Annotated in this window: 26 protein-coding genes; 8 read left to right on the top strand and 18 right to left on the bottom strand. The window is 74.7% G+C overall.

Going from position 1 to position 25,980, the window contains the following annotated elements; translation table 11 throughout:
- Positions 1-130: 130 nt before the first annotated feature.
- From smc to ABEA53_RS09140, 3 genes are all read right to left on the bottom strand, one after another.
- On the bottom strand, positions 131-3,517 hold the full coding sequence (smc, locus tag ABEA53_RS09130; protein ID WP_345480807.1) for a chromosome segregation protein SMC: 3,387 nt from the start codon (positions 3,515-3,517) through the stop codon (positions 131-133).
- A gap of 60 nt (positions 3,518-3,577) precedes the next feature.
- Positions 3,578-4,534 (bottom strand): hypothetical protein, encoded by a 957-nt coding sequence (locus ABEA53_RS09135; RefSeq protein ID WP_345480808.1) that lies wholly within the window; start codon positions 4,532-4,534, stop codon positions 3,578-3,580.
- 64 nt (positions 4,535-4,598) lie between these two features.
- Positions 4,599-5,150: a hypothetical protein gene (locus ABEA53_RS09140; RefSeq protein ID WP_345480809.1), complete on the bottom strand. Its 552-nt coding sequence runs from the start codon at positions 5,148-5,150 to the stop codon at positions 4,599-4,601.
- Positions 5,151-5,308: 158 nt separating this feature from the next.
- On the opposite strand from ABEA53_RS09140, the gene ABEA53_RS09145 reads away from it, so the two are divergent.
- Both ABEA53_RS09145 and ABEA53_RS09150 read left to right on the top strand, forming a co-directional pair.
- Positions 5,309-5,986, top strand: a complete 678-nt coding sequence (locus ABEA53_RS09145) for a response regulator transcription factor (protein ID WP_345480810.1) — start codon at positions 5,309-5,311, stop codon at positions 5,984-5,986.
- The gene (locus ABEA53_RS09150) at positions 5,986-7,350 is read left to right on the top strand and encodes a HAMP domain-containing sensor histidine kinase (RefSeq protein ID WP_345480811.1); all 1,365 of its coding nucleotides are present in this window, start codon (positions 5,986-5,988) and stop codon (positions 7,348-7,350) included. The genes ABEA53_RS09145 and ABEA53_RS09150 overlap by 1 nt, the downstream gene beginning before the upstream one ends.
- Here the strand turns inward: ABEA53_RS09150 and ABEA53_RS09155 are convergent.
- Together ABEA53_RS09155 and ABEA53_RS09160 are read right to left on the bottom strand one after the other, a co-directional pair.
- On the bottom strand, positions 7,347-7,475 hold the full coding sequence (locus tag ABEA53_RS09155; protein ID WP_345480812.1) for a hypothetical protein: 129 nt from the start codon (positions 7,473-7,475) through the stop codon (positions 7,347-7,349). The genes ABEA53_RS09150 and ABEA53_RS09155 overlap by 4 nt on opposite strands.
- An 83-nt stretch (positions 7,476-7,558) precedes the next feature.
- Positions 7,559-8,389 carry a DUF1206 domain-containing protein gene (locus ABEA53_RS09160; RefSeq protein ID WP_345480813.1) on the bottom strand — a complete coding sequence of 277 codons (831 nt, stop codon included), beginning with the start codon at positions 8,387-8,389 and terminating at the stop codon, positions 7,559-7,561.
- 185 nt (positions 8,390-8,574) lie between these two features.
- Here ABEA53_RS09160 and ABEA53_RS09165 point away from each other — a divergent pair, with 185 nt between their 5' ends.
- Positions 8,575-9,894: an APC family permease gene (locus ABEA53_RS09165; RefSeq protein ID WP_345480814.1), complete on the top strand. Its 1,320-nt coding sequence runs from the start codon at positions 8,575-8,577 to the stop codon at positions 9,892-9,894.
- Here ABEA53_RS09165 and mutM read toward each other — a convergent pair.
- Genes mutM through ABEA53_RS09185 form a run of 4 tightly spaced genes read right to left on the bottom strand, consistent with a single transcriptional unit; the run spans position 9,858 to position 12,246 of the window.
- Positions 9,858-10,808 (bottom strand): bifunctional DNA-formamidopyrimidine glycosylase/DNA-(apurinic or apyrimidinic site) lyase, encoded by a 951-nt coding sequence (mutM, locus tag ABEA53_RS09170; protein ID WP_345480815.1) that lies wholly within the window; start codon positions 10,806-10,808, stop codon positions 9,858-9,860. The genes ABEA53_RS09165 and mutM overlap by 37 nt on opposite strands.
- Entirely contained in the window at positions 10,801-11,457 is a 657-nt protein-coding gene (rnc, locus tag ABEA53_RS09175; protein WP_345480869.1) for a ribonuclease III, read from the bottom strand. The genes mutM and rnc overlap by 8 nt, the downstream gene beginning before the upstream one ends.
- A 34-nt stretch (positions 11,458-11,491) precedes the next feature.
- Positions 11,492-11,695 carry a 50S ribosomal protein L32 gene (rpmF, locus tag ABEA53_RS09180; protein ID WP_119482703.1) on the bottom strand — a complete coding sequence of 68 codons (204 nt, stop codon included), beginning with the start codon at positions 11,693-11,695 and terminating at the stop codon, positions 11,492-11,494.
- A 2-nt stretch (positions 11,696-11,697) separates the two neighbouring features.
- Positions 11,698-12,246: a YceD family protein gene (locus ABEA53_RS09185; protein WP_345480816.1), complete on the bottom strand. Its 549-nt coding sequence runs from the start codon at positions 12,244-12,246 to the stop codon at positions 11,698-11,700.
- A 553-nt stretch (positions 12,247-12,799) separates the two neighbouring features.
- Between ABEA53_RS09185 and ABEA53_RS09190 the strand changes: the two genes are divergently transcribed.
- On the top strand, positions 12,800-13,402 hold the full coding sequence (locus tag ABEA53_RS09190) for an endonuclease domain-containing protein (RefSeq protein WP_345480817.1): 603 nt from the start codon (positions 12,800-12,802) through the stop codon (positions 13,400-13,402).
- Positions 13,403-13,499: 97 nt separating this feature from the next.
- Here the strand turns inward: ABEA53_RS09190 and ABEA53_RS09195 are convergent, their stop codons facing one another.
- The 9 genes from ABEA53_RS09195 to ABEA53_RS09235 form a co-directional block, all read right to left on the bottom strand.
- Positions 13,500-14,813, bottom strand: a complete 1,314-nt coding sequence (locus tag ABEA53_RS09195) for an aspartate aminotransferase family protein (RefSeq protein ID WP_345480818.1) — start codon at positions 14,811-14,813, stop codon at positions 13,500-13,502.
- A 25-nt stretch (positions 14,814-14,838) separates the two neighbouring features.
- On the bottom strand, positions 14,839-15,000 hold the full coding sequence (locus tag ABEA53_RS09200; protein ID WP_345480819.1) for a hypothetical protein: 162 nt from the start codon (positions 14,998-15,000) through the stop codon (positions 14,839-14,841).
- Between the two features lie 77 nt (positions 15,001-15,077).
- Positions 15,078-16,247: an ABC transporter substrate-binding protein gene (locus ABEA53_RS09205; RefSeq protein ID WP_345480820.1), complete on the bottom strand. Its 1,170-nt coding sequence runs from the start codon at positions 16,245-16,247 to the stop codon at positions 15,078-15,080.
- A gap of 63 nt (positions 16,248-16,310) precedes the next feature.
- Positions 16,311-17,063 carry an ABC transporter permease gene (locus ABEA53_RS09210; RefSeq protein ID WP_345480821.1) on the bottom strand — a complete coding sequence of 251 codons (753 nt, stop codon included), beginning with the start codon at positions 17,061-17,063 and terminating at the stop codon, positions 16,311-16,313.
- A complete protein-coding gene (locus ABEA53_RS09215; RefSeq protein ID WP_345480822.1) occupies positions 17,060-17,854 on the bottom strand; it encodes an ABC transporter ATP-binding protein in 795 nt (264 codons plus the stop codon). The genes ABEA53_RS09210 and ABEA53_RS09215 overlap by 4 nt, the downstream gene beginning before the upstream one ends.
- Positions 17,851-18,780 (bottom strand): ABC transporter permease, encoded by a 930-nt coding sequence (locus ABEA53_RS09220; protein ID WP_345480823.1) that lies wholly within the window; start codon positions 18,778-18,780, stop codon positions 17,851-17,853. The genes ABEA53_RS09215 and ABEA53_RS09220 overlap by 4 nt, the downstream gene beginning before the upstream one ends.
- Positions 18,777-19,805 carry a TIGR03842 family LLM class F420-dependent oxidoreductase gene (locus tag ABEA53_RS09225; RefSeq protein ID WP_345480824.1) on the bottom strand — a complete coding sequence of 343 codons (1,029 nt, stop codon included), beginning with the start codon at positions 19,803-19,805 and terminating at the stop codon, positions 18,777-18,779. Before ABEA53_RS09225 ends, ABEA53_RS09220 begins: the two co-directional genes overlap by 4 nt.
- Positions 19,806-19,810: 5 nt before the next feature.
- On the bottom strand, positions 19,811-21,253 hold the full coding sequence (gene hydA, locus ABEA53_RS09230) for a dihydropyrimidinase (RefSeq protein ID WP_345480825.1): 1,443 nt from the start codon (positions 21,251-21,253) through the stop codon (positions 19,811-19,813).
- Between the two features lie 22 nt (positions 21,254-21,275).
- Complete coding sequence (locus ABEA53_RS09235) at positions 21,276-22,124, bottom strand: nitrilase-related carbon-nitrogen hydrolase (RefSeq protein WP_345480826.1); 849 nt, start codon at positions 22,122-22,124, stop codon at positions 21,276-21,278.
- Positions 22,125-22,246: 122 nt separating this feature from the next.
- Here ABEA53_RS09235 and cofD point away from each other — a divergent pair, with 122 nt between their 5' ends.
- The 4 genes from cofD to ABEA53_RS09255 all read left to right on the top strand — a co-directional run bounded on the left by cofD (position 22,247) and on the right by ABEA53_RS09255 (position 25,878).
- Entirely contained in the window at positions 22,247-23,218 is a 972-nt protein-coding gene (cofD, locus tag ABEA53_RS09240) for a 2-phospho-L-lactate transferase (protein WP_345480827.1), read from the top strand.
- The gene (locus tag ABEA53_RS09245) at positions 23,215-24,372 is read left to right on the top strand and encodes a benzoate/H(+) symporter BenE family transporter (protein ID WP_345480828.1); all 1,158 of its coding nucleotides are present in this window, start codon (positions 23,215-23,217) and stop codon (positions 24,370-24,372) included. Before cofD ends, ABEA53_RS09245 begins: the two co-directional genes overlap by 4 nt.
- Positions 24,373-24,469: 97 nt before the next feature.
- Positions 24,470-25,672 (top strand): NAD(P)/FAD-dependent oxidoreductase, encoded by a 1,203-nt coding sequence (locus tag ABEA53_RS09250; protein ID WP_345480829.1) that lies wholly within the window; start codon positions 24,470-24,472, stop codon positions 25,670-25,672.
- On the top strand, positions 25,669-25,878 hold the full coding sequence (locus tag ABEA53_RS09255) for a hypothetical protein (RefSeq protein WP_345480831.1): 210 nt from the start codon (positions 25,669-25,671) through the stop codon (positions 25,876-25,878). Before ABEA53_RS09250 ends, ABEA53_RS09255 begins: the two co-directional genes overlap by 4 nt.
- Positions 25,879-25,980 lie beyond the last annotated feature (102 nt).

The raw sequence follows: 25,980 nt of genomic DNA on the forward strand, positions 1-25,980 counted from the left end.
CGTTCCGCACAGCTCGAACGACTGCTCGCTGCGGCCGTCGTCTGCGCGCTGGGCCACCCCGCATCGGCCCCGCGCAGACGGCGGACGCGGTGGGGCCACCCGCCGGGCGCACGGTTGAGGGCGGTGCGGTTCACGACCGTGCGGCGAGTCGCTGCCCGATGACGTTCGAGACGCCGTCCTGCTGCATCGAGACGCCGTAGAGCGCGTCCGCGATCTCCATCGTGCGCTTCTGGTGCGTGATGAGGATCAGCTGCGACGTGTCGCGCAGCGATGACACGACCTCGAGCAGACGGCCGAGGTTCGCGTCGTCGAGCGCCGCCTCCACCTCGTCGAGGATGTAGAACGGGCTCGGCCGCGCGGTGAAGATCGCGAGGAGGAACGCCACCGCGGCGAGGGAGCGCTCGCCGCCGGACAGCAGCGACAGGCGCTCGATCTTCTTCCCGGCCGGTCGCACCGCGACGTCGATGCCCGGCTCGTCGCCGCCCTCGGTGAGCGTGAGCCGCCCCGTGCCGCCCGGGAAGAGCACCGGGAAGATCCGCGCGAACGCCGCCTCGGTGTCGGCGTAGGCGCCCGCGAAGATGTCGTGCATCCGCCGATCGAGGTCTTCGACGATCTTCAGCAGGTCCGCGCGGGTGCGGTGCAGGTCGGCGAGCTGCTCGCCGAGGAAGGCGTGGCGCTGCTCGAGCGCCGCGAACTCCTCGAGCGCGAGCGGGTTGACCCGCCCGAGGCGGGCGAGCCGCCGCTCCGCCGCGGCGAGCCGCCGCTCCTCCTCCGACCGGTCGAGGTCGGGCGCCTCGGCGGCGGCGAGGGCGGCCGGGTCGAGGCCGAGGTCCGCCATCGCGCGGTCGCGCACCGTCTGCAGCGAGACCTGCTGCTCGTAGGCCCGCATGTCGAGATCCCGGGCGCGGCGGTCGAGGTCGCCCACCTCGCCCCGCGCCGCGCTCAGCCGCTCGCGGGCGGCGCGCAGCTCGCGGTTCTGCTCCGCGCGCTCCTGCTCGGCGACCGCGAGCCGGGTCCGCGCCTCGACCGCGGCGGCGTCCACCGAGGCCTGCCATGCGGGCAGCTCCTCGAGCACGGCCTCGGCGGCCGCCCGCTGCAGCGAGCGCTCGGCGGCCCGGCGCGCGGCATGCTCGGCGGCGCGCTCGGCGGCCTCGGCGCGCTCCTCGAGGCCCCGGAGCCGCGTGCGCTCCGCCCGGAGCCGTTCCTGCAGCGTCTGCGCCTCCAGCCGCGCGGCGACGGCCGACTCCCGCGCGGCGTCGACGGCCTCGGCGAACGGGGCGCGGGCACCGCCGTCGACGATCGGACGATCCTCGGTCCTGGCGGCGCTCACCTGCGCCGCGGCGGCATCCCTGGCCGCCGTGGCCTCGGCCCGGCGGGACGCGGCGTCCGCGGCCTGCGCGGTCGCCCGCGCGAGCTCCGCCGCGGCGGACTCGGCCACCGCGGTCCCCGCGGCCCTGCGGCGCTCCGCCGCGCGGACGACGTCGGTGCGCTCGCGCGCCCGCCGCTGCGCCGCGTCGGCCGCGGCCCGCGCCGCCTGCTGGGCCTGCTTCGCCTCCCGCAGGCGATCGCGGGCGGACTCGACCTCGTCCGCGAGCGCGGCGGCCGCCGCGGCCGCCTCGTCCCGCTCCGCCGTCAGCTCGACCCCGGTCGCTCCCGAGCCGGCGGTGCGGAGGCGGCTCGCGGTCACGAGCACCCCCTCCGCCGTCACCGCGATGCGGTCCGTACCCTGCACCGCCGCCCGCGCGGCATCGAGGTCGGGCACGAGCACGACGCCGCGCAGCAGCTCGAGCACGCCCGCTGGGGCGCGCACCACGTCGGTCGCAGGAACGCCCGGTCCCCCGGACCGCGCCGGCAGCGGCGCCGCGGCCGCGGCGACGAGGTCCACGGCGCCGAGCGGCGCGACGGCGGCAGCGGCAGCGGCGGGGTCGTCGACCACCGCGGCGTCGAGCAGGCCGCCGAGCACCGCGCCCACCGCCACCCGCCAGGCGGGGTCGATGTCGAGCACGTCCTGCAGTCGCCGCGCGGCCGGCAGCGCTGCGAGCACCTGGGCGACGGTGGGCGGTGCCGCCGTCGCGGCCCGCAGCGCCGTGAGCCGCGCGTCGACCGCGCTCTGCTCGCGCTCGAGCGCGTGCAGCGCCGTCCGGGCGGCGTCCGCATCGGCGGTGGCCGCCGCGACCGTGTCCTGGCCGGCCTCCTCCTCCACGGGCGCCTCCGGAGGAGGGGCGGGCAGCGCCTCGAGGGCCGCCGCGGCGTCGCGCGCCCGCACGGTCGCCGCGTCCACCGCTGCGGCCCGCCGCGTCGCCTCCGCCTCCGCCGCAGCCGCGCGGGAGGCGGCCGCAGCGGCATCGCGGTCGAGTGTCGCGAGGGCGCGGTCGTGCTCGGCGACCCGGGCGGCATCGGCCGCGATGCGGCGGTCCACGGCGTCGAGGCGCTGCTGCGCGGCGGCGAGCGCGGCCTGCGCGGCCTCCGCCTCCCCCCGCACTGCGGCAGCCCGGTCCTCCAGCGCCCGGATCGAGGCCTCGGCGTCCGCGCGCTCCGCGGCGGTCGGACCCGTCGCGGCCTGCGGGGCCTCCTCCGGTGCGAGCATCGCGACGCGGGTCGCCGCCGTGCGGGCGAGCGCGCGGAACCGCTGCTGCACGCCCTCGAGCTCGAGCGCGGTCCGCCGCAGCCCGTCGAGCGCCGCGCCGTCCGCCTCCCGCTCGAGCGCCGCGACGCGGGACTCGAGCCGCTGCTCCGCGTCCTCCGCCACCTGGCGGGCGGTCCGCAGCTCGCCCTGCTCGGCGGCGAGCCGGGCGACGGAGGCGGCGAGCCGGCCGGCGTCGAGGGCGAGCAGCCGGGTGCGCGCCTCCCGCACCGCCGCCTGGATCCCGCCCGCCTCCTTCGCGATCTCCGCCTGGGCGCCGAGCGGCTTCAGCTGCCGCTGCAGCTCGTCCTTCAGATCGGTGAGCCGCGTCAGGTTCGCCTGCATCGACTCGAGCTTGCGGAGCGTCCGCTCCCTGCGGCGCCGGTGCTTGAGGATGCCCGCCGCCTCCTCGACGAAGCCGCGCCGCTCCTCCGGCGTCGCCCGCAGCACCGCGTCGAGCTGCCCCTGGCCGACGATGACGTGCATCTCGCGGCCGAGCCCGGAGTCGGACAGCAGCTCCTGCACGTCGAGCAGCCGCACGGCGTCGCCGTTGATCGCGTACTCGCTGCGGCCGTCGCGGAAGAGCGTGCGGCTGATCGCGACCTCGCTGTACTCGATCGGCAGCGCCCCATCCGCGTTGTCGATCGTGAGCACGACCTCCGCGCGGCCGAGCGGCCCGCGCGTCGCGGTACCCGCGAAGATGACGTCGGCCATCGAGCCGCCGCGGAGGTTCTTGGCGCCCTGCTCCCCCATCACCCAGGCGAGCGCGTCGACCACGTTCGACTTGCCGGAGCCGTTCGGGCCGACGATGCACGTCACGCCGGGCTCGAAGACGAAGGAGGTGGGCTGCGCGAAGGACTTGAATCCCTTGAGCGTCAGGCTCTTCAGGTGCACGCCGCGACTCCTCCCCGCCGGACCCGAGGCTAGCGAGCGGCGCGGACACGCCGCGCGGGACTAGGCGCCGAAGCGGGCGAGCAGGTCCGCGCGGATCGCCGGGCGGGAGCCGAATCCGAGCAGGAAGTGCGCCTCCCGCAGCAGCCGGTCGGCGCGCGAGCCCCGGATCACGCTGCGGCCGCCGTCGTGGACCGCGAGCGCCGCGGCGGCGCGCACGGCGAGGGCGGAGCAGGCGCCGCGCGCGGCGGGCAGCTCGTCGACGCCCGCGGCGAGCAGGCCCGCCCGCGCCGCCGCCACCTCGTCCAGGAGCGCATCGGACTCGGCGAAGACGGCGGCCCGGTGCGCGACGCCGAGGGCGAGCGCGCCGTTGCCGGCGAGCCCGGCGGCGTCGGCCGCGGCCCAGGTCTCCCACGTCACCGCCTCGAGGAAGCGGTCCGCGGGCACGGCGACGTCGTCGAAGGTGAGCGTCACGGTGGCGGAGGCGTTCGCCGCGACGAGCGGCGCCGGGTCCGCCCGCATCCCGGGACCGACGTCGACGAGCGCGGTCGTGATCGTGTCGTCGTCCGCGACCGCCGCGACGCGCAGCTGCTGCGCGATCCCCCACCCCGTCACCCAGAGCGCGCTGCCGGAGAGCGTCCAGCCGTCGTCGGCCGTCCGCAGCCGCAGCGGGGACGGACCGCGCACGGCCGTGATCACGACGCCGGCGCGGCTGCGCCCGGAGGCGAGGTCGGGCGCGAAGCGCGATCCGGGGCCGGCGGCGCTCAGCGCCCCGGCGAGGGCGCCCTGATGCTGCGCCCAGACGAAGGCGGTCGCGAGGCAGCCGCCCGCGAGCGCGGCGGCGACGTCGACGCGCTCGTCGAGCGACGGCCGCTGCGCGGCGAGCCCCGTCAGCCCGGCGTCGTCGAGCGCGGTCAGGTGCGCCGCCGGCACGCGGCCGGCGGCGTCGACCGCCTCCGCGTCCGGCAGCAGCACCTCCTCCGCGATCCGCCGTGCCGCCTGGACCGCTTCGGTGCTCACCCCGTCATGCTGCCAGCCGCCCCCGCGCACTCGCTCGGCCGGCCGGCACGGGGGGCGGGAGCGGTCAGCCCTGCTTCGCCGCGCAGCGCGCCTGGAACCGCGCCTGCACGGTCTTCACGTGCTGCTGGACCGTGGTGCCGTAGTCGCCCGCGAGCGCCTTCTGCTCGATCCGCTTCGCCTCCGCCGTCTGCTCAGCGCTCCTCCGCGGCGTGGCGTGCAGGGTCTTGAGGTCGGCGCGGAGTGCTGCGGGCAGCTGCGCACGCACCTCCTTCGCCTCCTTCCCGCCGCCGACGACGCGCGCGAGCTCGCCCGCACGGGCGCCGTAGCCGCCGGCGAGCGCCTTCTCGCGGATCGCCTTCCGCTCGGCCGCGCGGGCCTCGCCCTTCGGTTCGCTGCGGAGCTTCTTCAGGTCCGCCTTCAGCTGCGAGGGCGTCGCGCCGCGCAGCTCGGCGCGCAGGTGCACCCCGCACGCGGCCGGCGTGCCGGAGGGGCTCGGCGTGCTGTCGCCGGTCGCGGCGAGCGCCGCGGTCGTGCCGCCGCCGACGGCGAGCAGGACGGCGGCGCCGGAGGCGACGAGCACGGCCTTGCGGCGGGTGGAGCGGAGGGGGTTCATCATGTCGTCCTCGTTCAGCGGGTTCGGGCCGTCGCGGATCAGCAGCGGTGCGAGCAGTGTGCGAACGCCGGGCTCGGCCGCCGTTCGAGGGATGTTCGAGGCGTGTAAAGCGTGCCGGTCGCTCCGGCCGGCGGTCGACCGGCAGGGGCTTGAATGGCGCGGTGGACGCCAAGGGGCTCGTGCTCGTCGCCGAGGACGAGCCCGCCATCGCGGACCTCGAGCGCCTGTACCTCGCCGACGCCGGCTTCGGGGTGCACGTCGAGCGGGACGGGGACGCCGCGCTCGCCGCCGTCGAGCGCCTGCGCCCGGTCGCGATCGTGCTCGACGTGGGCCTGCCGGGGCGCGACGGTCTCGACGTCTGCCGCACGCTCCGCGCCCGCGGGGACTGGACGCCCGTGGTCTTCGTCACCGCGCGGGACGACGAGGTGGACCGGCTGCTCGGCCTGGAGCTCGGCGGCGACGACTACCTGACGAAGCCCTTCTCGCCGCGCGAGCTCGTCGCGCGCGTCCGCGGCCTGCTGCGCCGGGCGGCGCTGCCGGCGACGGGCGCGCCGGTCGAGGTCGGCGCGGTCGCGCTCGACCCGGACCGGCGGACCGTCGTCGCGGGCGGCCGGCGCGTCGACCTGACCGCGACGGAGTTCGACCTGCTCGCGAAGCTGATGAGCGCGCCCGGCCGCGTCTTCACGCGGGAGCAGCTGCTGTCGAGCGTCTGGGGGCAGGCCGACTACGGCGGGGGCCGCACGGTCGACGTGCACGTCGCGCAGCTGCGGGCGAAGCTCGGCGACGCCTCCCCCATCCGCACCTCCCGCGGCGTCGGGTACGCCGCGGACGCCGGCTGATGCGCGGGCTCTCCCTCCGCATCCTCGCGCTCTCCCTCGGGCTGGTGCTCGCGACGACGCTCGCCGCCGGGCTCGCGACCGTGCAGCTGGCCCGCGCCGCGGCCGCGAGCGAGCAGCGGGGCGAGCTCGTCGCGCAGGCGTCGCTGATCACGCTGCAGTCGGCGCGGCTGGCGACGCCGCGGTTCCTGCGCCGCGTCGGCACCGGCCTCGACGGCTCGCTGCTGGTGGTGATCGACGAGGACGGCGCGGTCTCGACCTCGACGGCGCCCGGCAGGCGGCGGCTGATCGCGGCGGTCGCGGGGGCGGGACGGCGGGCCGCGACGGTCGAGCGCCCGGTGTCGACCACCGCGGACCTGCGGGGTCGGACCCAGCTGGTGGAGGCGCGCCCCCTGCCGGACGGGGGCGCGATCGTGCTGTCCCGCCCGCAGAGCGCGCTCAGCCGGACCACGCGGGACCTCGTCGGCCGCATCCTGCTGGTGCTGCTCGCCGCCCTCGCGGTCGCCGCGCTCGCGGCCGCCTGGCTGTCCCGGCGCATCGCGCGGCCGCTGGCGGCGACCGCGCAGGCCGCCCGTCGGCTGGCGCACGGCGAGCGCGGCGTGCCGGTGCCGGAGGACGGGCCGGGCGAGGTCGGCGACGTGGCCTCGGCGCTGCGGTCGCTCGACGTCGCGCTCGCGCAGAGCGAGGGGCGGCAGCGCGAGTTCCTGCTCTCCGTCTCCCACGAGCTGCGCACCCCGCTGACCGCGCTGCGCGGCTGGGGCGAGGCGCTCGCGGACGGCCTGGTCCCTCCGGACGGCGTGCCCGGGGTCGGCCGGGTGCTGATGACCGAGACGGCCCGGGTGGAGCGGTTCACCGCGGACCTGCTCGAGCTCGCCAGGCTCGAGGCCGACGACTTCTCCATCGAGCCGGTCGCGGTCGACCTCGCGAGCGTCGCCGCGGAGGCCGCAGCCGCCTGGCGGGCGCGCGCCGATGCGGCGGACATCCGCATGGAGGCGGCCGGGCCGCCCGCCTCCGTCCGGGCGGATCCGCGGCGGGTCCGTCAGGTGCTGGACGGGCTCGTCGAGAACGCGCTGCGGGCGACACCGGCGGGCGGGTCCGTCGTGATCACGGCGTTCCGCACGGCGGAGGCGGCCGGGATCGCTGTGGAGGACACCGGCGCCGGGCTGTCGGACGACGACCTGCACGACGCGTTCGCGCGCGGCGTGCTCGCTGAGCGCTACCGCGAGACGCGGGAGGTGGGCACCGGGCTGGGCCTGTCGATCGCGACCCGGCTCGCCGGCCGCATGGGCGGTCGCGTCCGCGCCGAGCACGCCGCCACGGGCACGGGCGCCCGGTTCGTCCTCGAGCTGCCGGCCTCCGAGGCCTAGCCGAGCAGGGAGACGGCCCGGGCGATCACCAGGGCGAGGATCACGAACGGGATGAACGATTCGAGCGCCATCAACGCCTCGGCGCGGGCGGTCAGGGGCATCACGTCGGTGGGCGAGAACGCCATCGAGTCGGTCAGGGAGCAGTAGCGGTAGTCGACGAAGGCCGCGACCCAGCCGACCGCCCCGTCTTCGGGGAGCAGCGCGCTCCTCAGGCGGTGCTGGCGATGCGGGCGCGGAGGAGGGCGTACAGCCCGGCGACGATCCAGCCGACGCCGATCGCCACGAGGAGCGCCTGCCCGAAGCCGCTGGCCGGGAAGCCCGCGAGCGCCGAGTCGAGTCCGCCGACCCGTCCCGGGTCGACGGACCAGGCCGCGACGAGCAGCGAGCCCCCGACGAGCAGGATCGTGCCGCCCTGCGCGACGTAGGCGAGCACGCCGAGCCCGAGCACGAAGCGGCGCGGGGCCGCGTCCTCCGGCACGTGGATGGTCTTCACGAAGCGGCGGCTCAGGCCCAGCCAGACCATGCTGCCGCCGACCACGAGCACGATCCCGGCCACGATCACGAGGGCCAGGCGGCCACCGGGCACCTCGAGCAGCTGCCGTCCCGCCGCCGCCTCGCTGCCCGAGTCCATGGCGTGCGCGCCGAGCGCGAATCGCAGCGCCGTCAGCCCGATGACGCCGTAGACCGCGCCGCGCCCCCAGTACACGAGCCGCTGCCGCCACCGCTCCAGCAGGTGCGGGTGCCGGAAGAGCGCGCCCTGCACCAGCAGCCAGAGGAACAGCGCACCGTTGCCCGCCGCCACCAGCACGAGCAGCACGAAGCCGCCGGGCACGTCCGCCAGCGCGTCGAAGGCGCCGGACGCACCGGGGTGCGCGCCGTCGACGTGCACCGCGAGCAGCAGCGCCAGCACGCCGATCGCGCCGCGGAGCAGGCCGGACGCGACGTAGCCCGAGCGCGCGATGCCGCGGATCACCGGGCTGCCGCTGGCCCGGCGCGCCATCGCCTCCGCCTCGTCGACCCGGTCCGCGAACTCCGTCATCGCCGCGTGCTCACCGACGCGAGGGGTGCCGGTGCGCCCCGCCGTCCGGTCGCCCCGCTCCTGCCACGCGCCCACGCTAGGGCTCGGGGGACGACCGGGCGCGCGGCGCGTCGACGGACGCCGGGCCTCGCGATCCACCAGCACTCCCCCGGAGGTCTCCCGAGTTCCGCCCCTACGGTGCCCGGATGACCGCGCACCCCGTCGAGGCCCAGGAGACGGGCTCGAAGCTCAAGCAGGTGGTCACCGGACCGCTGCTCTTCCTGTTCATCCTCGGCGACGTGCTCGGCGCGGGCATCTACGCGCTGATGGGCGTGCTCGCGAAGGAGGTCGGCGGCGCGCTGTGGGTGCCGCTCGTCGTCGCGCTGCTGCTCGCGCTGCTCACCGCGGGCTCCTACGCCGAGCTCGTCACCAAGTTCCCGCGGGCCGGCGGCGCCGCCGTGTTCGCCGAGCGGGCCTTCGGGAAGCCCCTGCTGTCGTTCCTCGTCGGGTTCTGCATGCTGGCCGCAGGCGTCGTCAGCGCCGCCGGACTCGCCCTCGCGTTCGCGGGCGACTACCTCGGGACCTTCCTCCCCGTCCCCCCGATCCCCGCGGCGATCGTCTTCCTCGCGCTGGTCGCGCTCGTGAACGCGCGCGGCATCCAGGAGTCGACCCGCGGCAACGTGGTCATGACCGTCATCGAGGTGAGCGGCCTCGTCATCGTCGTCGTGTGCGTGGCCGTGATGCTCGGCGCGGGCGGCGGCGACGTCTCGCGGGTGGGCGCGTTCCCGGAGGGCGCGAACCCCGCGATCGCGACGCTCGGCGCCGCGATCATCGCCTACTACTCGTTCGTCGGCTTCGAGACCTCCGCGAACATCGCGGAGGAGGTCCGCGAGCCGTCCCGCGTGTACCCCAAGGCGCTGTTCGGCGCGCTCATCACCGCCGGCGTCGTCTACGTGCTGGTCGGGCTGGCGAGCTCGATCGCGCTGGCGCCCGAGCAGCTGAGCAGGAGCTCGGGCCCGCTGCTCGCGGTCGTGTCCGCCTCCGGCGTGCCCGTGCCGGAGGCCGTGTTCAGCCTGATCGCCCTGGTCGCGGTCGCGAACGGCGCACTGCTCACGATGATCATGGCGAGCCGCGTCACCTTCGGCATGGCCGAGCAGCACCTGCTGCCCGCCGTCCTCGGCCGCACGCTGCCGAAGCGGCGGACGCCGTGGGTGGCGATCGTGGTGACGACGCTCGTCGCCATGGCCCTGACGCTGGTCGGGGACCTGTCGCTGCTCGCCTCCACCGTCGTGCTGCTGCTGCTGTTCGTGTTCATCGCCGTGAACGTCTCGGTGCTCGTGCTGCGCCGCCAGCCGGTCGAGCACCGGCACTTCCGCGTGTGGACGTTCGTGCCGGTGCTCGGCGTCGCGTCGTGCGTGCTGCTGCTCACGCAGCAGGAGGGGCCGGTCTGGCTCGCGGGCGGCATCGCCCTGGTCGTCGGCGTCGTGCTCTACTTCGCGGCCAGGCTGGTGCCTTCGCGCGCCTGAGCGAGGGCACGGGGCCGCCGCTGGCAGAACGGGCAGAGGTGGCTCGACCGGTTCATGAACGCCTCGCGCACGATCGGCCGGCCGCACCGCGGGCACGGCCTGCCCTGCCGCCCGTACGCGTTCAGCCGCTGCGAGAAGTAGCCCGAGGCGCCGTTCACGTTCACGTACTGGGCGTCGAAGCTCGTGCCGCCGTCGGCGAGCGCGCGGGTCAGCACGGACCGCACCTCGGCGAGCAGCCGGCGCACGACCGGGCGGCGGAGGGAGGCGGTCGGGGCCTCGTAGTGCAGACGGGCCGCCCAGAGCGCCTCGTCCGCGTAGATGTTCCCGATGCCCGACACCAGCGTCTGGTCGAGCAGGGCGCGCTTCAGTCCGGTGCGGCGCGCGAGCAGGCGGTCGACGAACGCGTCGTCGTCGAAGGCGGGGTCGAGCGGGTCGCGGGCGATGTGCGCCACGTGCTCCGGCACGAGCGATGCGCTCCATCCCAGCCCGCCTGCGGCGCCGTCCGCGGTGGGCACGAGCGGGTCGAGGGCGAGGGACCCGAAGATGCGCTGGTCCGCGAACGCGACGACGAGCTCGCCGTGCTCGGGGTGCTCCAGCCCGATGCGGATGCGCAGCTGCCGGTCCGGCTCGGCGCCAGGAGCGCGCAGCAGCAGCTGGCCGCTCATGCCGAGGTGGCCCAGCAGCGCGATCGGCGCCTCGTCGGGCGACGCCTCGACGGGCAGCCAGAGGAACTTGCCGCGCCGCACCGCGCCCGCCAGCCGCCGGCCGACGAGCCGGCGCTCGAAGTCCTCGGCGCCTGCGAGGTGCCGCCGCAGGGACCGCGGCTCGAGCACCTCCACGCCCGTGACGAGCGCACCGCTCACCGCGGGCTCGAGCCCGGCGCGGACGACCTCGACCTCGGGCAGCTCAGGCATCGAGCGCCCGGTAGGCCTCCCACGCCGCGGCGACCTCGGCCTGCTTCTTGCTGGTGCCCGTGCCGGTGGCGGTCACGAGCTCGCCGACCACGACGGTCGCCGTGAAGACGCGCGCGTGCTCGGGTCCGGTGCCGGTGACCTCGTAGACGGGCGGGTTCGCGCCGCGCTGCGCGGCGGCCTCCTGCAGCGCGGTCTTCGGGTCGGTGACGGCGCCGGTGGAGGCGGGGTCGTCCACCAGCGGCTGCACGAGCCGCAGCACGAACGCCTCCGCCTGCTCGCTGCCGACCGAGAGGAAAGCTGCGCCGATCAGCGCCTCCACCGCGTCCGCGAGGATCGACGGCTTCTCGGCGCCGCGCGTCAGCACCTCGCCGCGGCCGAGCCGGAGGTGCTCCCCCAGGCCCAGCCGCCGGGCGACGGACGCGAGCGCCACCGTGGACACGAGGCCCGCCCGCCGCTTGGCGAGGGCGCCTTCGTCGTCGCGCGGATAGCGCTCGAACAGCATCATCGTGACGGCGCGCTGGAGCACGCTGTCGCCGAGGAACTCGAACCGCTCGTTGTCGGCGGTCCCGTGCTCGTACGCGAAGGAGCGATGGGTCAGCGCGGTCTCGAGGAGACCGGGATCGATCGCGACGCCCAGCGTCGCGACCAGCTCTGCACGATCGGGCGCTTCAGCGCCCGGCCGATCAGGCGTCGGCGACGCGGCGACCCTTGTACTCGAGGTACAGGGGCACGCCGTCCGAGCCCTCGACCACCTTGGCGCGGTGGGGCAGGGAGTACACGACCTTGCCGTTCTCGATCGTCTTGACCAGCGTCGGCACCTCGGCCTTCCACTGCGAACGACGCGAGCGCGTGTTGGAGCGCGACTGCTTGCGCTTCGGAACCGCCATGGCTATCTCTTCTCTGTGTTGTCGCTCGCCGCAGCACTCTGGTCACCAGAGCCGAGAGCCTGCAAGGCGGCCCACCGGGGGTCCGCAGGCTTCTCCTGCTCGTCATCGGCCCTGATCAGGCTGATGCCGGGAGCGAGTTCAAGGTCCTCGCAACCGTCGACGCACTCGGGCTGGAAGGGCAGTGCCAGCACCACCGCGTCCCGCACCACCGGCTCGAGATCGAGCTGGTCGCCATCGAGCTGGTGGTCGAACGGTTCGTCAGCAGGATAGCCGAAGAGCTCGGCGAACTCGACCCGGACCGGCAGCGACACGGGCGCGAGGCAGAGGGCGCACTCGCCGTCGGCGGTGCCGACCACGGTCCCGGAGGCGAGGATCCCCTCGTGGAGGGACTCGAGCTTCACGTCGACGCCGAGCTGCGACCCCTCCTGCACCGCGACGAGGCCCTCCCCGAGGTGCTCGGGGACGGTGACGTCGAGGTGGCGCTCCCGCATCTCGCCGGGGTGCCGGATGAGGTCGCGCACGTTCTGCACATAGGGGGTCCGCGCGTTCACCCCCCGAGTTTACGCGGGCCCGCCCCGCGGCCGGCGCCCGTTCGCCGCCGGCGAGCGCGGTAGCGCGATCCCGCCCGCGGGTTCCGGCAGCGTCGGTCGGCTCCGGCAGCCTCGACGGCGCGATCGTGCTGCCGGAACCGACGGACGCTGCTGGAGCCGACGTCGCCTCGAGCAGCGCCGAGGCCGTCCGACGCCGGTATCCGCTCCTCCCCAGGCCCTTGTCCACAAGGCGTGCGCGCCCGACGGTCGCGAGCGGCGCCGAGCGCACCACGATCCCGGGCATGCGCAGCTTCTGGACCACCGCCGACCTGCTCGCCCGAGGGAGGTCGGAGCGCGACGTCCGACGGGCGATCGAGCAGGGGCGGCTGATCGCGGTACGCCGCGGGCTGCGCGCGGCGCCCGGGACCTCCGCTCCCCTCCTGCGAGCGGCGAGGTCGGCGGCGTCGCGACCTCGGTGACGGCGGCGGGCGCGATGGGGCTCTGGACGCCGCCGGACCTCCCGCCCGGCCGCGTCCCCGTGCGCCCGCACCGGCCGGAGCACGATCGCCTGCACGTGGCGTTCCGCCGCACGACGACGCGGCTGCACGATCCCGACGACGGCGCGCTGCCGCTGCGCCCCTCCCCCGCGATCGTGCTGCACCGCGCGGATCCCGACGTCGTCGAAGCCGCGACCGCATCCTGCATCGCGCCGGCGCTCACCGTGGTGGAGCACGCGTTCCGCTCGCTCCCGCCCGAGCGCGCGCTGGCCGTGCTCGACTCGGCGCTGCACCACCGGTTCCTGCGCGCCGCCGACCTGCCGGCCCTCGCCGCGCGGCTGCCGGCACGGCTCCGGGGCGTCGTCGCGGCCGCGGACGGCCGGGCGGACTCGGGCATCGAGACGATCGCGCGCCACCTGCTGGGCCTCATCGGTCTCCGGGTGACCGTGCACCCGTTCATCCCGGGGATCGGCGAGGTCGACCTGCTCGTGGAGGGCAGGCTGGTCGTCGAGCTCGACGGCAAGGAGTGGCACGACCCCGAGGACGCGTTCGAACGGGATCGCCGTCGCGACCTGGTGGCTGCGAGCACCCGCTACCGCACCCTCCGCTTCACCTGGCGGCAGGTGCTCTTCGAGTGGCCCGCCGTCGAGGCCGCGGTCCTCGCCGCGCTCGCCGCCTGAGCCCGTCGGTTCCGGCAGCCCTCCGTCGGCTCCGGCAGCCTGGCAGCGGCGATCGCGCTGCCGGAGCAGACGGACGCTGCCCGAGGCGACCTGCGGCTCAGGGGAGGACGGCGTCGTAGATCGCGATCGCGCGCGCGACCTCGGCGTCCGTGACGATGCAGGGCGGCACGACGTGCACCCGGTTGTCCTGCACGAACGGCAGCAGGCCGGCGCCGACGAGCCCCGCCTTGATGCGCACCATCTCCGCGGGCGGCAGCGGTGCGCGGGTCGCGCGGTCCTCGACGAGGTCGAGCGCCCAGAACACGCCGAGGCCGCGCACCTCGCCGATGCAGGCGTGCCGGTCCGCGAGGTCGCGCAGCGCGGGCCCGAGCACGTCCGCGCCGATGCGCCGGGCGTTCTCGACGATGCCCTCCTCCCGCATCGCGTCGATCGTGGCGACGATCGACGCCATCGCGAGCGGGTGCCCGGAGTAGGTGAGGCCGCCCGGGAAGACGCGGGTGTCGAACTGCGCCGCGATCGCGGGCGGCATGATCACGCCGCCCGCGGGCACGTACCCGGAGTTGACGCCCTTCGCGAAGGTCACCAGGTCGGGCACGACGCCGTCGGGGTTCAGCTCCGGGTTCTGGAACGCGAACCAGTCGCCGGTTCGGCCGAAGCCGGACATCACCTCGTCGAGGATCAGCAGGATCCCCCAGCGGTCGCAGATCGCCCGGAGCCCGGCCAGCCAGCCGGGCGGCGGCACGATCACGCCGGCCGTGCCCGGCACGGTCTCGACGAGCAGCGCCGCGATGGAGGCGGGCCCCTCCGCCTCGATGAGCCGCTCCAGCGCGTGCAGGGCGCGCTCCGCCTCCTGCTCGGGCGACGACGACCAGAACTCGCTGCGGTACGGGAAGGGGCCCCAGAAGTGCACGTGCCCGCGGGCGTACTCGTTCGGCACGCGCCGCCAGTCGCCGGTCGCCGCGATGGCCGCGCCGGTGTTGCCGTGGTACGAGCGGTAGGCGGACAGCACCTTGTCGCGGCCGGTCACGAGGCGGGCGAGCCGGATGGCGTTCTCGTTCGCGTCGGCACCGCCGTTGGTGAAGAACACCTTCGAGAAGGGCTGCCCCGCGACCTCGAGGACCCGCTGCGCGGCGAGCCCGCGGATCCGGGTGGCGTGCGCGGGCGCGACGGTCGGCAGCACGGCCGCCTGCTGCTGGATCGCCGCGACGACCCGCGGGTGCGTGTGCCCGATGTTCGTGTTGACGAGCTGGCTGGAGAAGTCGAGCAGCCGCCGCCCGTCCTCGTCCCACACCTCGGTGCCGGAGGCGCCCTCGATCACGAGCGGCTTCAGCGCGCCCTGCGCGCTCCACGAGTGGAACACGTGCCGGTCGAGCTCGAGCGCGGTCGCCTCGGTGATGTCCTGCAGGGTCATGCCTGTTCCTCCCTGTCGTGCGGCGTCAGTCGCCCGTGCCGCCCGGTCGCACCGCCGCGTCGTCGCGGACGGTGATGCGGCGCACGCCCGCCTCGCTGCTGTCGACGTCGATCCGCGGCGCCGCGTCCTCCTCGGTCGCGGCCGGCGCGGTCGTCAGCTGGTCCTTGCGTCGTTCAGCGTCGGTCATGACGCCATCCTCCCGGTCCTCCCGGGATCCGGGGAAGCGCACGGATGCGCGCTCCCCCGGATCCACGATGAGGTCGGTCAGGCGCCGCCCTTCTTCAGCGTCACCGAGATCGGCTCGAACGAGGATCCCGTCACGTCGTCGCCGTCCGACTTCAGCTCGGCGAGCGCCTTCTCCACGTACTCGTTCGTGTAGGCGGTGGCGGGCGGGTCCTTCGTGATGACCGTCGCGCCGGAGCCGTTCTTCGTCGTCTTCGCGATCGAGACGGTGCGGTCCCACAGCGTCTTGTCGATCATCCCGATCCCGTCCGGGCTCGGCCAGACGAGCTTGTTCACCTCGTTGGTCTGCCAGAGCTGGTGGCTCGCGCCGAGCTGGCTGCCGGAGGCGACGACGTCGGTCGCCGTCTTCTCCGCGTTGTCGCGGGCGTACATCCAGCCCTTCAGCACGGCCTTGACGACCTTGGTCGTCTGCGCCTGGTACGCGGTGTCGGAGGCGAGCTTCCCGCTGTTGGCCCAGAGCGCGTCCTGGTACATGCCGACGCCGTCGTCCGACCAGTTCACGACGTTCAGGTCGCTCGGCTGGAACAGCTTCCCGGTCTTCGGGTTCTCGCTCTCGAGCACCTGCGCGTACTCGTTGTAGGTCATCGCCTGCGCGGTGTCGATGTCGCCCGCGAGGAAGCCCTTCATGTCGAAAGCCTGCTGCACGACCTTGACGTCCTTCGCGGGGTCGAGGCCCGCCTTCGTCATGCCGGCGTACAGCTCGAACTCGTTGCCGTAGCCCCAGCTGCCGACGTTCTTGCCCTTGAAGGCCGCGACCGAGCCGACGTCCTTGGACTTCATCGAGATCTGCAGGGTGCCCGACTTCTGGAAGATCTGCGCGACGTCGGTGATCTGCGCGCCCTGCTCGATCGATGCGAGCGCCTTCGGCACCCACGCGACCGCGTAGTCGACCTTGTTCGTCGACAGCTGCGTCTGCGGCACGATGTCGGCGCCACCGTCGACGAGCGTCACGTCGAGCCCCTCGTCCTTGAAGTAGCCCTGCTTCACGGCCTCGATGTAGCCGGCGAACTGCGCCTGCTTGTACCACTGCAGCTGGATCTTGACCGGCTTGAGGGCACCGGAGGAGGAGCCCGCGGCGGCGGTCGAGCCCGGGGAGCTCTGGCCGGGCGCGCAGCCGGTGAGGGCGAGCGCGGCGGTCGCCGCGATCGCCAGGATGCCGCCGAGGGTTCGACGACGGGTCGGATGCTGCATCGGTCTTCCTTTGCTGTGGAGGGACGGAACGGTGCGGTGCAGCCCGGCGCGGTGCCGGGACGTTCAGATGCGGCGTCGGGCGACGAGCCGCTCGAGGCCGAGGGTGGCGCCGAAGAAGAGGAGTCCCAGGACGATCGCGCCGGTCACGTACGCCCAGGCGGTCGCGGTCGCGCTGTTCGCGGCGGCGGAGGTGATGACCGAGCCGAGGCCGTTCTGCGGGCCGCCGAAGTACTCGGCGACGAGCGCGGAGATCACCGCGAGGCTCGAGGCGACGTTGAGCCCGGTGAAGAGGTAGGGCAGCGCGCCCGGCACGGTGACCGAGCGGGTCAGCTGCCAGCCGGACGCTGCGAGCGAGCGCATCAGGTCGCGGTGCACGGGCCGCACCTGCCGCAGCCCGCGCAGGGTGTTCAGGAACACGGGGGCGAACACGGCGATGCCGGCGACGACCTGCCTCGGCACCTGCGAGTCGGCGCCGTACATCGTGTAGAGCACGGGCGCCACCGAGACGATGGGCAGCACGGCGACCGCGGCGACGATCGGCGCGGACGCGTCGTCGAGCAGGCGGAGCCGGCTCGCGAGCGCCGCGAGCACCACGGCGGCGACCGCGCCGCCGAGGAAGCCGACGAGCGCGTTCAGCCCCGTCGCCAGCGTCGCCGCCAGCACCAGCTGCGGCGCGAGCGCCAGCTGCCCGGCGATCGCGACGGGTGACGGCAGCAGGTACGGCTGCACCTGCAGCACGACGACGAGCCCCTGCCACAGCAGGAGGAAGGAGACCGCGACGAGCAGCGGCGGCAGCACGGTGCGGGTCGCCCTCATCGCTGCTCCGCACCCCGGATCGCGGGCGCGTCCGCGCCGTGGAGCGCCTCCCGCACCGCGGTCACCGCCGCGAAGAACGCCTCGTCCTCGCGCACGCCCTCCTCGCGCAGGCCGAGCGCGACGTCGACGACCGCGGTGATGCGACCGGGGCGCGGTGACATCACCGCGACGCGGTCGGAGAGGAAGACCGCTTCGGGGATCGAGTGGGTGACGAAGACGACCGCGGCGCCGGTCTCGGCGGCGATGCGCGCGAGCTCGGTCTGCATGCGCTCGCGCGTCATCTCGTCGAGCGCACCGAACGGCTCGTCCATCAGCAGCAGCCGCGGCCGCTCCGCGAGCGCCCGCGCGATGGCGACGCGCTGCTGCATGCCGCCCGACAGCTGGTCGGGGTACCGGTCCGCGAAGTCGGTGAGCCCGACGAGCGCGAGCAGCTCGTCGACCCGCGCGGTCCGGTCCCGCTTCGGCGCCTTGTGCAGGGCGAGCGGCAGCTCGACGTTGCCGCGCACCGTGCGCCAGGGCAGCAGCCCGGCCTGCTGGAACGCGATGCCGTAGGCGTGCTCGCGCCGCGCCTGCGCTGCGGGTGCGCCGAACACCTCGACCGCTCCCGCGGAGGCGGTGTCGAGATCGGCGATCAGCCGCAGCAGCGTCGACTTGCCGCAGCCGGACGGCCCGATGAGCGAGACGAACTCGCCCTCCGCGACCTGCAGGTCGACCGCGTCGAGCGCCTGCACGGTGCTCCCCCGGTCGCCTCGGAAGACGCGGGTGGCCCCGCGCACGTCGACGGCGCTCATGCGACCTCACCTCTCCGGAACCGGGACAGCAGCGGACCGATCGCCGAGACGACGCCGGCGGCGACGAGCCCGACCGCGATCGCCCCGAGGATCGCGGCCCAGGGCCGGGCGGGATCCCCGGTGGACGTGACGGCGAAGGTGATGATCGTGCGGCCGATGCCGCCGTCGGTGCCGGTCGACACCTCCGCGACGATCCCGCCGATCACCGCGCTCGCGACCCCGAGCCGCAGGGCGGGGAGCAGGTAGGGCACGCTCGCGGGCAGACGGAGGTGGAGCAGCGTCCGCCAGAAGGAGGCGCCTTCCGCGACGAACAGGTCGCGGTGCACCGCGTCGGGTGAGTCGAGGCCCTTGAGCAGTCCGACCGAGATCGGGAAGAACGCCAGGTAGGCGGCAATCACCGTGACGGTCGACCACGCCGACCACCCGGGCAGCTGCGCGCCCCACACCGCGACCAGCGGCGCGAGCGCGACGAGGGGCACCGTCTGGCTCAGCACGATCCAGGGCAGCAGGCCCCGCTCGGCGACGCGGAACCGGGACATCAGCAGCGCCAGCAGCGCCCCCGCGACCAGGCCGAGCAGGAAGCCCTGCGCCGCGATCGCGAGGCTCGTGACCGCGGCGGCGAAGACGGCGGCGCCGACGCTCGGCCCGCCGGGCACCGCGCTCAGCGGCCGGCCGAGCTCGGCCGCGACCGCCCAGACGTGCGGCATCGCGTCGTCGTTCGACCGGGGCAGCACGAGGTTCCCGCCGATCCGCAGGCCGTCCGCGGGCCCCAGCGCCTTGTACGCCTCCCAGATCGCGGCGAGGACCACGAGGGCGGCGACCGTCAGCAGCACCCGCCGCAGCGCCGGCCGGCCGGCGCGAGGAGCGCCGACCGGCGCGAGCGCCGTGCCGAGGTCCCCCGGAGCAGCGGGCGCGGTGACGGTCACGCCTTCGCCGTCCTCGTGTCGCGGAGGGCGGGGATCACGGTCTCGCCGTACTGGCGCAGCGTCTCCTCCTTGCTGTCGTGCTGGAGGTAGACGGCGAACTGGTCGACGCCGAGGGCGCGGAGGCGCTCGAGCTTCGCGATGTGCTCCTCCGCCGTGCCGAGCACGCAGAACCGGTCGACGATCTCGTCGGGCACGAAGGCGGTGTGCGAGTTCCCCGCGCGGCCGTGCTCGTTGTAGTCGTAGCCCTCGCGGGCGCGGATGTAGTCGGTCAGCGCGGTGGGCACCGCGGACGCCTCCCCGTACTTCGCGACGATGTCCGCGACATGGTTGCCGACCATCCCCCCGAACCAGCGGCTCTGCTCGCGGGCGTGGGCGAGGCCCGCCTCGCTGCCGTCGGTGATGTACGCGGGCGCCGCCACGCAGATCGTCACCGAGGCCGGATCGCGGCCCGCGTCGGCCGCGGCCTTCCGCACGCTCGCGATCATCCACTCCGCGATGTCGACGTCGGCGAGCTGCAGGATGAAGCCGTCGCCGACCTCGCCGGCCAGCTTGAGCGCCAACGGCCCGTACGCGGCGACCCACACCTCCAGCTCGGAGCCGGTGCTCCACGGGAAGCGGAGCGTCGCCCCGTTGTGCTCCACCGACCGCGAGTTGGCGAGCTCGCGGATGACGTGGATCGACTCCCGCAGCGTCTTCAGCGTCGTCGGCGCGCCGTTCGTCACCCGCACCGCGGAGTCGCCGCGGCCGATCCCGCACACGGTGCGGTTGCCGTACATCTCGTTCAACGTCGCGAAGACGCTGGCGGTGACGGTCCAGTCGCGCGTCGCGGGGTTGGTGACGAAGGGACCGACCTTCACCCGCTTCGTCTCGTTGAGGATCGCGGAGTGGATGACGTACGGCTCCTCCCACAGGAGGTGGGAGTCGAAGGTCCACACGTGGCTGAACCCGTGCTGCTCCGCGAGCTTCGCGAGGTGCACGGCCCGCGACGCGGGCGGGTCGGTCTGCAGGACGGCGCCGAAGTCCATGGCCGTCAGACCAGGTACTGCGACAGGCCGCGCTTCACGTAGCGCCCGTCGCCCTTGGTGCCGATGTAGCCGGTCTCGTCCACGATCACCTTGCCGCGCGACAGCACGGTGTCGACGTGCCCGGCGATCTCGAACCCCTCCCAGGCCGAGTAGTCCATGGCCATGTGGTGGCTGCGCCCCTCCCCGACGCCGATGGAGGTGTGCCCGGCGGGGTCGTAGATCACGACGTCGCCGTCCGCGCCCGGCTGGATCACGCCCTTCCGCCCGTACATGCCGAACATCCGCGCCGGCGTGGTCGAGGTGATCTCCACCCAGCGCGGCAGCGTGATCCGCCCGTCGACGACGCCCTGGTACAGGAGGTCCATCCGGTGCTCGACGGAGCCGATGCCGTTCGGGATCCTCGAGAAGTCGTTCAGGCCCATGTCCTTCTGGCCGCGCATGCAGAACGGGCAGTGGTCGGTCGACACCATCTGCAGGTCGTTCGTGCGCAGCGCCTGCCACATGTGGTGCTGGTGCCCCTCGGCCTTCGACCGGAGCGGCGTCGAGCAGACCCACTTCGCGCCCTCGAAGGAGCCCCACTCCTCGCTGGAGGCGCCGAGCTGGTCCTCGAGCGAGAGGTAGAGGTACTGCGGGCAGGTCTCGCCGAAGACGTTGCTGCCGCGGTCCCGTGCGGCGGCGATCTGCTCGACGGCCTGCTTGGCGGAGACGTGGACGACGTAGAGCGGAGCCCCCGTGAGGTCGGCGATCATGATCGCGCGGTGCGTCGCCTCCTCCTCCGCCTGCCACGGGCGGGTGAGTCCGTGGTGCAGCGGCGACGTGTTGCCGGCGGCCAGCGCCTGCTCGACGAGCACGTCGATGACCGCGCCGTTCTCGGCGTGCATCATCATCAGCGCGCCGTTCTCCGCGCCCTTCTGGAACGCCCGCAGGATCTGCCCGTCGTCCGACAGGAAGACGCCCTTGTAGGCCATGAACAGCTTGAAGCTGGTCACGCCCTCGTCGATCAGCTCGTCCATGGCGGTGAGGCTCGACGGCTGGACGTCGGACAGGATCTGGTGGAAGCCGTAGTCGATCGCGCACTGCCCGGCGGCCTTCTCCTGCCACGCCCCGTAGCGGTCGAGCACCGACTCGTGCGGGTACTGGACGGCGAAGTCGACGATCGTCGTGGTGCCGCCCCAGGCCGCTGCTCGCGTGCCGGTCTCGAAGGTGTCGGAGGCGTTCGTGCCGCCGAACGGCATCTCCATGTGCGTGTGCGCGTCGACACCGCCCGGGATCACGTACTTGCCCGCGGCGTCGAGCACGGTGTCGACGTTCCGCTCGACGTCGAAGCCGAGCAGGGTCGAGCCCGGCGCGAGGACCGCCGCGATCGTCTCCCCGTCGATCAGCACGTCGGCCTGCGCGGTGCCGGTCGCGTTCACGACCGTGCCGTTCTTGATGAGCGTCTTCGCCATCGGTGGTGCCTCTCGCGGAACGTCAGGGAGCGGTGATCGCGGTGTACGAGTCGGGGCGGCGGTCGCGGTAGAACTGCCAGTCGTTCCGCACCTTCCGGATCAGGTCCAGGTCGAGGTCGCGGATCAGGACCTCCTCCTCCGTCTCCGATCCGAGGTCGCCGACCTGGTTGCCGCGCGGGTCGAGGAACTGGCTCGAGCCGTAGAAGTCGACGGCCAGGTCGCCGTACTCGTTGTCCTCACGGCCGACGCGGTTCGGCGCGGCGACGAAGTAGCCGTTGGCGGCGGCCGCGGCGGCCTGCTCGATCTCCCACAGGCGGTTCGACAGACCGGGCTTCGTGGCGTTCGGGTTGAAGACGATCTCGGCGCCGTTCAGGCCGAGCTCGCGCCAGCCCTCGGGGAAGTGGCGGTCGTAGCAGATGTAGACGCCGATCTTCCCGACCGCGGTGTCGAACACCGGGTAGCCGAGGTTGCCGGGGCGGAAGTAGAACTTCTCCCAGAACTTCTCGAGGTTCGGGATGTGGTGCTTGCGGTACTTGCCGAGCACCGTCCCGTCCGCGTCGACGACGACGGCGGTGTTGTAGTAGACGCCGGTCTGCGCCTCCTCGTAGATCGGCAGGACCAGCACGACGCCGAGCTCCTTCGCGAGCGCCGCGAAACGCGTCACGATCGGCCCGTCGGTCGCCTCCGCGTAGTCGTAGTACTTCGCGTCCTCGGTGATGCCGAAGTAGGGGCCGTAGAACAGCTCCTGGAAGCAGACGACCTGCGCGCCGTCCGCTGCGGCGGAGCGCGCGAAGCCCTCGTGCTTGTCGAGCATGGAGGCCTTGTCGCCCGTCCACGTGGTCTGGGTGATGGCGGCTCGCACGGTGCTCACGTCGGCGAGCCTGCCGGTCGGCTGTTTCCCCTGCGTTTCAGGTTCGTTGCATTCGCTGCGCGACCGGACGACGGCGCCGGCGGGCGAGGCCGGTGCGTCCGCGCGGCTCATAGGGTTGCCGGGTGGACCCCGACCGCATCGTCGTCCTGGCGGGAGGCGTGGGCGGAGCGAAGTTCGTCCGCGGCCTGCGCGCCCTCGGCCGACGCACCCCCGACCGCTCCCCCGACGTCACCGTGGTGGCGAACACCGGCGACGACCTCTGGCTGGCCGGGCTGCGGGTCACGCCCGACCTCGACTCCCTCATGTACGCGCTCGCGGGCGTGAACGACGAGCAGCGCGGCTGGGGCCGGGCCGGGGAGTCCGAGCGGGTCAGCGCGGAGCTCACCGCCTACGGCGTCGGCTGGCCGTGGTTCACGCTCGGCGACCTCGACCTCGGCACGCACATCGCCCGGTCGGCGATGCTGCGGGAGGGCCTGCCGCTGTCGGCCGTCGTGGAGCGGCTCTCCGCGCGCTGGCCGCTCGGCGTCCGCCTGCTGCCCGCGACCGACGACGAGGTCGAGACCCACGTCGTCACCGCCGAGGGCGAGCTGCACTTCGAGGAGTGGTGGGTGCGCACCAGGGCCGCGCTGCCCGCGCTCGCCTTCCGCCAGCAGGGCGTCGAGACCGCCACCGCCGCACCCGGTGTGCGGGAGGCGATCCTCGCCGCCGACGTGGTGCTGGTCGCGCCCTCGAACCCCGTCGTCTCCATCGGCACGGTCCTCGGGATCCCGGGGGTGCGGGAGGCGCTCGCCGCAACGAGCGCCCCCGTCGTCGGGCTCTCCCCCGTGATCGGCGGCGCCGTCGTGCGCGGGATGGCGGATGCCTGCCTGACCGCGATCGGCGTCGAGACCGACGCGGCCGCGATCGCCCGCCACTACGGCGCTCGCGCCGACGGCGGCCTGCTCGACGGGTGGCTGGTCGACGAGACCGATGCGGCCGCCGTCGAGGCGCTCGCCGGGTCCGGCATCCGCACCGCGGCCGTGCCGCTGTGGATGACCGACGACGACGCGACCGCGGACATGGCCGCCGCGGCCCTGCGGCTGGCGGCGCGATGATCGCCCGGGGCGGCCCCTCGGTCGTCCAGCCGGCGCTCGCGGGCGTGGTCGGCACCGTCACCGGCTTCTTCGGGTCGGTGGCCGTCCTGCTGGCGGGGCTCACCGCCGCGGGCGCGTCGGCGGCGCAGGCGGCGTCCGGACTCGCGGCGCTCTGCGTCGTCATCGGCCTGCTGTCGATCGCCGCCTCGTTCCGCCTCCGCATCCCCGTCTGCCTCGCGTGGTCGACGCCGGGGGCCGCCCTGCTCGTGGCCGCGCGCCCCGGCTCCTTCGGCACCGCGGTCGGCGCCTTCCTCCTCGCTGCGGCCCTGGGGATCGCGACCGGGGCGGTGCCGCGGATCGCCCGGTCGATCGACCGCATCCCGGCCGCGCTGACCGGCGGCCTGCTCGCCGGGGTGCTGCTGCCGTTCTGCCTCGCGCCGGTGCGGGAGGCGGTGGTCACGCCGGCGACCGTCCTGCCGCTCGTCGTCGCCTGGCTCGTGCTCTCCCGGTTCGTGCCGCGCGCGGCCGGTCCGGTGGTCATCCTGGCGGCGCTCGTGATCACCGTCCTGCAGGGGTCCGCCGGCCGGGTGCTGCCGCCGACGCCGGTGCTCGTCGCCCCCGCGCTGGACCCGGTCGGGATCCTCGCGCTCGGCATCCCGCTCTACCTCGTCACGATGGCCGGCCAGCAGCTGCCCGGCCTCGCGGTGCTGCGCGCGAACGACTACGTGCCCCCGACCCGCTTCGCACTCGTCGCCTCCGGACTCGGCAGCGCGGTCGCCGCACCCTTCGGCGGGGTGCAGCTGAACCTCGCGGCGATCACCGGGGCGATCATGATCGGCCCGGACGCGGGCGAGGACCGGTCGCGGCGCTGGATCTCCGGCATCGCCTCCGGCTGCACCTACCTGGTGCTCGCCTCCATCGCCGGCGTCGTCGCGGGGCTCGTCGGCGAGCGCCCGCCCGCCCTGGTCGAGGCCGCCGCCGGGCTCGCGCTGATCGGCGCCTTCGTGGGCGCGATCTCGTCGGCGCTCGACCGCCCGGACACCCGCGTGCCCGCGGCGGTCACGTTCCTCGTGGTCGGGTCCGGCATCGCGGTCGCGGGCGTGGGCAGCGCGTTCTGGGGCCTGCTCGCCGGCGGCCTCGCCCTGGTCCTCCTCCCTCGCCGCCGCACGGCCTGACCGTCGGATCCGATGCTGCGAGCGCCGCCTCGCAGTCGATACGCTCCTTCGAGCCGGTCCCGACCGACGGGATCCGTCGTCCGTCAGCGAGGCCCGCATGCCGCAGACCGTGTTCGACCGACCCTTGGACGACCGCCTCGTCGACGCCGCGCTCGCGGGCAGCCGCCCGGGCAGCTTCTGGCTCGAGCGGACCCCGGGCGAGCGCCGGCCGGCGCTGACCGCCGACCTCGACTGCGACCTGCTCGTCGTCGGCGGCGGGTACACCGGGCTGTGGACCGCGCTGCAGGCGAAGCGGCGGGACCCCGGCGCCCGCGTCGTCGTGCTCGAGGCGCGGACGAACGGCTGGGCCGCGTCCGGCCGCAACGGCGGCTTCGTGGAGGCGAGCCTCACCCACGGGGAGTCGAACGGCCGCACCCGGTTCGCCTCCGACTACGACGCGCTCGACGCGGACGGGCTCGCGAACCTCGACGCGATGGAGGCCGACGTGCTCGGCTTCGCGCGCACCGCGGACTGGGAGCGGACGGGCGTGCTCGGCGTCGCCACCGAGCCGCACCAGGTGCCGTGGATGCAGGAGGACGCGGACGGCGAGCGCGGCCGCTTCCTCGACGGGCCCGCGATGCGCGCGGAGGTCGCGTCCCCGACCTTCCTCGCCGGCGTCGAGCGCCCGCGGGACGCCGCGCTCGTGGACCCCGCCCGGCTGGCGGACGCGCTCGCCGACGCCTGCGCGACCGCGGGCGTCGAGCTGTTCGAGCGCACGCCGGTGCTGGGCATCGAGCGCGCGGACCGCGGGGTGCTCGCGCGCACGGCGACGGCGCGGGTGCGTGCCGACCGCGTGGCGCTCGGCACCAACGTGTTCCCGTCGCTGCTGAAGCGCCTCCGCCTCTACACGGTGCCCGTCTACGACTACGTGCTCATGACGGAGCCACTGTCCGCCGCGGACCGGGCCGCGATCGGCTGGCGGGGACGGCAGGGCATCGGCGACAGCGGCAACCAGTTCCACTACTACCGGCTGACGACGACCGGATCCTGTGGGGCGGGTACGACGCGGTCTACCACTACGGCGGGCGGGTGCGGCCGGAGTACGAGGAGCGGCAGGAGACGTTCCGCAAGCTGGCCGGGCACTTCCAGACGACGTTCCCCCAGCTCGAGCACGTGCGCTTCACCCACCGCTGGGCGGGGGCGATCGACACCTGCAGCCGGTTCTGCGCCTTCTTCGGCACGGCGCTCGGCGGCCGCGCCACCTACGCGCTCGGCTTCACCGGCCTCGGAGTCGCTGCCACGCACTACGCCGCGGACGTGATGCTCGACCTGCTGGAGGGGAAGCGGAACCGCCGCACGACGAACCCGATGGTCGCGTCCAAGCCGATCCCGTTCCCGCCCGAGCCCGCCACCTGGCCGGCGGTGCAGGCGACGCGCTTCGCGCTGGATCGGGCCGACCACCGGGAGGGGCGCCGCGGCGCGTTCCTGAAGACCCTCGACGCGGTGGGGCTCGGCTTCGACTCCTGATCCGGAGACCTGCTCATGAGGGAGGAGCGGAACGAGGATCGAGACCGCCTCGCACGACATGCAGGCCGTCCTGCCGGATGCTGGCCGGAGCCGGAGGAACCG

Source organism: Amnibacterium soli (assembly GCF_039544415.1).
Taxonomy (GTDB): domain Bacteria; phylum Actinomycetota; class Actinomycetes; order Actinomycetales; family Microbacteriaceae; genus Amnibacterium; species Amnibacterium soli.